Annotated in this window: 6 protein-coding genes and 1 pseudogene; 6 read left to right on the forward strand and 1 reads right to left on the reverse strand. The window is 42.8% G+C overall.

Annotated features, from left to right (window positions below):
* On the forward strand, positions 1-337 hold a 337-nt coding region (locus tag G517_RS0117080; RefSeq protein ID WP_169447924.1), incomplete at its 5' end, for a hypothetical protein.
* Positions 338-535: 198 nt separating this feature from the next.
* Here the strand turns inward: G517_RS0117080 and G517_RS20795 are convergent.
* A complete protein-coding gene (locus G517_RS20795) occupies positions 536-700 on the reverse strand; it encodes a DUF6435 family protein (protein WP_157833217.1) in 165 nt (54 codons plus the stop codon).
* Between the two features lie 2 nt (positions 701-702).
* Between G517_RS20795 and G517_RS21280 the strand changes: the two genes are divergently transcribed.
* The 5 genes and pseudogenes from G517_RS21280 to G517_RS0117105 form a co-directional block, all read left to right on the forward strand.
* Positions 703-834, forward strand: coding sequence for a hypothetical protein (locus tag G517_RS21280; protein WP_281167536.1), 132 nt, complete (start codon positions 703-705; stop codon positions 832-834).
* Positions 835-1,144: 310 nt separating this feature from the next.
* Positions 1,145-1,444, forward strand: coding sequence for a hypothetical protein (locus G517_RS0117090; RefSeq protein WP_036592066.1), 300 nt, complete (start codon positions 1,145-1,147; stop codon positions 1,442-1,444).
* 431 nt (positions 1,445-1,875) lie between these two features.
* Positions 1,876-2,358, forward strand: coding sequence for a lecithin retinol acyltransferase family protein (locus G517_RS19860; protein WP_036592068.1), 483 nt, complete (start codon positions 1,876-1,878; stop codon positions 2,356-2,358).
* Between the two features lie 288 nt (positions 2,359-2,646).
* Complete coding sequence (locus tag G517_RS0117100; protein ID WP_028305405.1) at positions 2,647-3,369, forward strand: ATP-binding protein; 723 nt, start codon at positions 2,647-2,649, stop codon at positions 3,367-3,369.
* Between the two features lie 54 nt (positions 3,370-3,423).
* Positions 3,424-3,731, forward strand: a pseudogene (locus tag G517_RS0117105) (transposase); the annotation flags it as partial.

Raw genomic sequence — 3,731 nt, forward strand, 5'->3', positions numbered from 1 at the left:
CTGTAACGCACCGGATACACCAAGCTTAAAAGTGTTTTCCGTGAGCCAGCAGGACAGCAATCATGCGATCTCTTTTGATTATGCGGATTATCTGGCGTTGGTCGACTGGGCCGGGCGCTGTCAACGTGAAGATAAGTGCGGTTTTATTTCCGAGCGCTATCCGCCCATTCTGCAACGGCTGAATATCGACGCGGATGCCTGGCTGAAAGCAATGCGGCCCAAAGGTATGCCCCGTTGCCGTGCAGTAGGGCAGTTCAGAAGGCTGCAGCAGTTTGCCCGGGATAAAGGACTGGCATGGATCTCATCCGGCCAGCAGTTGCAGGCTATTTTCAGATAGATCAGAAAGCGGATTTAACCTGTTAATATGACGGGATAAAATTATGGGTGTCCCCGCTGTAATTTACAACTCGTTCCCACGTTTCGACTCGTTCCCACGCTCCGCGTGGTAATGCATAAGGGTCTTACACTGTATTGCGCGGCATCCAGCACTGGAATGACTCATTCCTCATGTTCTACGTGGTAATGCATCCCCGTCTTACTTGGATTCCTCCGCCTCCAACGCCGTAATCTGCTGATAGATCGCCTCCGCCTCCTCCGTCAGAAACGAATAACTTTTAATATCGCCATTACGCTGAGCCAGCATCGCCGCGTATTCCTTTTTCAGTTTCTTGGTCGGGTCAGACTTAAAGAGAGAAAACATAGATGTACCGCCTGCAGTTAGAGTGTCAGGCTTGTACGGGGAAAGCGGGTAAGCAGATGTTGGGAGGCGAATACTCAGGACAGGACTCGTTCCCACGTTCTACGTGGGAATGCTTACCGGCCTACCTGCCGTAAATCAAATACCTGCCTGAAAAAGATATCTAATACCTATTGGCGGGTTCCGCTAATGTAGGTGATCGGATAGACTGAAAAATCAAAGAATTACGGAAGTAGGTGGGTGCTCTATTTAACGGAACAGTCACCTGCAGCTCTTAGATTAAGAGCAAATAAACGCATGAGCGTATGGCAGGGAAGCAGTCAGATCAGAAAACGGATTTTCCTTTCTTATCAAAGTCTTTCTTAGTCTTTGACGGTTTTTTGAAGCCAGAAAAAATGTTTATGCCTTGTATTAATTGTTAGTTTTATCTACATAAGGAGTACGAAAATGGGAATGGCTCAGTACAAAGAAGCATTGCTCAATGAGTTTGAGGGTAGAACTGATGATTGGAGCTTCGCCGATTTTGAGAGGAAACTCAAAGAAGTAAAGGGTGGAGGTAATTACCAAGATGCCAAAGGCATTATTAATGAGGCTCATAATAGTGGCAGGTGGCCAATCACTGTTAAGCGTTACTTGATTACAAACTATAAGATTTTTGGGAATGTGAGTGCAGAATTTACCACCACTTTTAATCAAGTTTACTCATCAATGTCCGACAAAGAGAAAGCGGCTTGGGGTATCAAGTAAAATTAACAATGTGCAGCAGTCTAAGCCTTCGGTCGCTGGGGTACCTAGCCGCCGGCCCATTGCATAGTATTATAAGCCTCTGATGACGTTTCCCACGTTCTACTTGGGAGTGCCTACTGGCATGTCAGCTGTAAATTAAATACCTTCTGGAAAAATATAAGCATTAGGCCTAATGCTTGGTTCCGGTAATGCAAGTGATCGTATAGATTAAAGAATTACGGAAGTAGGTGGGTGCTCCATTTAACGGAACAGCCATCTGCAGCTCTTAGATTAAGAGCAAATAACACATGAGCGTATGTCAGGGAAGCAGTCAGATCAGAAAATGGATTTTCCCCTTCTAATCAAAGTCCTTCCTCGGCACTTGCCGGTATTGGAATTGGCAAAACGTGCATGCTTGATATTAACCTGTTAGAAGAAAATGGAGAACCATCATGTATCCCGCAGGGACAGTATTAAAATTAGATTTCGGGACTTATTTTCATTACGGCGTAGCCGATGGCCTAGGAAAAGTAATCCACAACTCTAAAAAGCACCTCAAGGTAACAGAAGAGTCTTACGAAGAATTTGCAGAAGGCAAAGATATCTTGGTCAGCGACATCACTAGCGAAAATCCAGCTCAGGCTGCCGTTAACGCGAAACGTTATTTGGGCATGCCATATCATCTCATCAAATCCAACTGTGAACACTTTGCTAGGCTTGCGCATGGTTTAGATGTGGAAAGTACTCAAATTCAACAATATCTATTGGCTGCCTTGGGTGCTGGCGTGGCCCTCAAATCAGATAACACTATTCTTAAAGCAACAGGTGGTGCGGTAGCACTAGCCAGTTTGCTAACACCTACCGAAGAGAGCCCATTTAAAAATGCAACCGTATTTGGGCTTGTGGCTGCCGGTATTGCCATACTTGCCAGCTAAATCTTCTAACAAGGCCAAGCACAGGTACGTAATAAGTTGCGCTGGACTCGCTAAAGCTCACCTGTGTTGGCGGCGTTCGGGCTGTAGAAAAATCTAACGGGTTCTGGTTGTTGAGAATTTATCGTGCGCCTACGTTGATTTAAGAGTATTTGGCGATGAAAACTGTCCCAGAATTCACGTAGAAGCGTCATTTTTAGTACAAAAAATGATCAATTTTTGAGGCTGAGGTTTTTCTACAGCCTCGTTATGCCTCTAATTTAGTCAAGTTTGACAAGGAGTAAGGGAGAATTGAGTCCTTCTAATAAGCTGTATTGCTTGGATAGTAAAATAGAGCAACTTCATAAATCCTGTAAGTTATTTTTGGATTCTGATGACAGTCAACTTTCTAAGCTCTCAAAATTGTCGATATATCCGACGTTTCTATTTGATGGTTTTCCTGGTACAGGAAAAAGCTCAGTTGCAAGTATTATTTATGAACAGCTAAAAGCGGAATACAACATCGATGTTGCGAGGTTGAACATCGATGAGTTGATTTCGCATAATTTCGGTGAGTCCTCTTCCAACCTCAGGGAATATTTTAAGACCAGAAAGAAAGAAATCGAAGAGAACAGTTCACGCTGCTTTATTATTATGGATGAAGTTGATTCGTTTACTATAAGCAGGTATCAAAATGATAACGAGAGCATCAAGAGAATACTTTTGACTTTTAACACAATAATAGATGAGTTGGTTAGAAGTGGTGAGATTTATCAATATATAATTATTGCAACAACTAATGTTAAAGAAAGTATCGATACCTCAATTCTAAGAAGGTTCTATTTTAAAGAAGATTTTAATGTTGAACTCGATGAAGCAACATTTAAAAAGTTCTTAAGTGAGTTGGTTGATTTGACAGGCCTTGAAATTGAAGAGTCATCAATCAGTGAAATATTCAAATTGTATACACAAAAAAAATATACCTTAGGCGAAGTGAAGTACCTTTTCTCAAGGTTGTATGTGTGTTCTGGTTGAATATACCGGACACCTCAAGAAGAGATAAACTCTTCATAACGAGAGGTGTTAACCATGACTGCAAAACGAAGCTATAAGCAATATCCTCAAGAATTCAAGGAAGAGGCTGTCGCCCTTGTCACTGAGCAAGGCTATTCGGTTCCGGAAGCCGCTAAGTCTCTGGGTGTTGCCACCAATTTACTCTACCGCTGGAAAGACAAGCAGGAACACTCTAACGGTGAATCATCTTTGGCAGAAACAGAGCAAGAGGAGCTCAAGCGGCTTCGACAAGAAGTTAAGACGCTGCGTATGGAGAAAGAGATTTTAAAAAAGGCCAGCGCTTTCTTTGCGAAAGAAATGAAGTAAAACACCACTTTATTAAC

It is taken from the genome of Oceanospirillum maris DSM 6286 (assembly GCF_000422865.1).
Lineage (GTDB): Bacteria > Pseudomonadota > Gammaproteobacteria > Pseudomonadales > Halomonadaceae > Oceanospirillum > Oceanospirillum maris.

What these genes read in the sequence shown, in the direction of transcription:
- G517_RS0117090 (WP_036592066.1), top strand. Translation starts at nt 1,145, where the DNA reads ATGGGAATGGCTCAGTACAAAGAAGCATTGCTCAATGAGTTTGAGGGT.
- G517_RS20795 (WP_157833217.1), bottom strand. Translation starts at nt 700, where the DNA reads ATGTTTTCTCTCTTTAAGTCTGACCCGACCAAGAAACTGAAAAAGGAA.
- G517_RS19860 (WP_036592068.1), top strand. Translation starts at nt 1,876, where the DNA reads ATGTATCCCGCAGGGACAGTATTAAAATTAGATTTCGGGACTTATTTT.
- G517_RS21280 (WP_281167536.1), top strand. Translation starts at nt 703, where the DNA reads ATGTACCGCCTGCAGTTAGAGTGTCAGGCTTGTACGGGGAAAGCGGGT.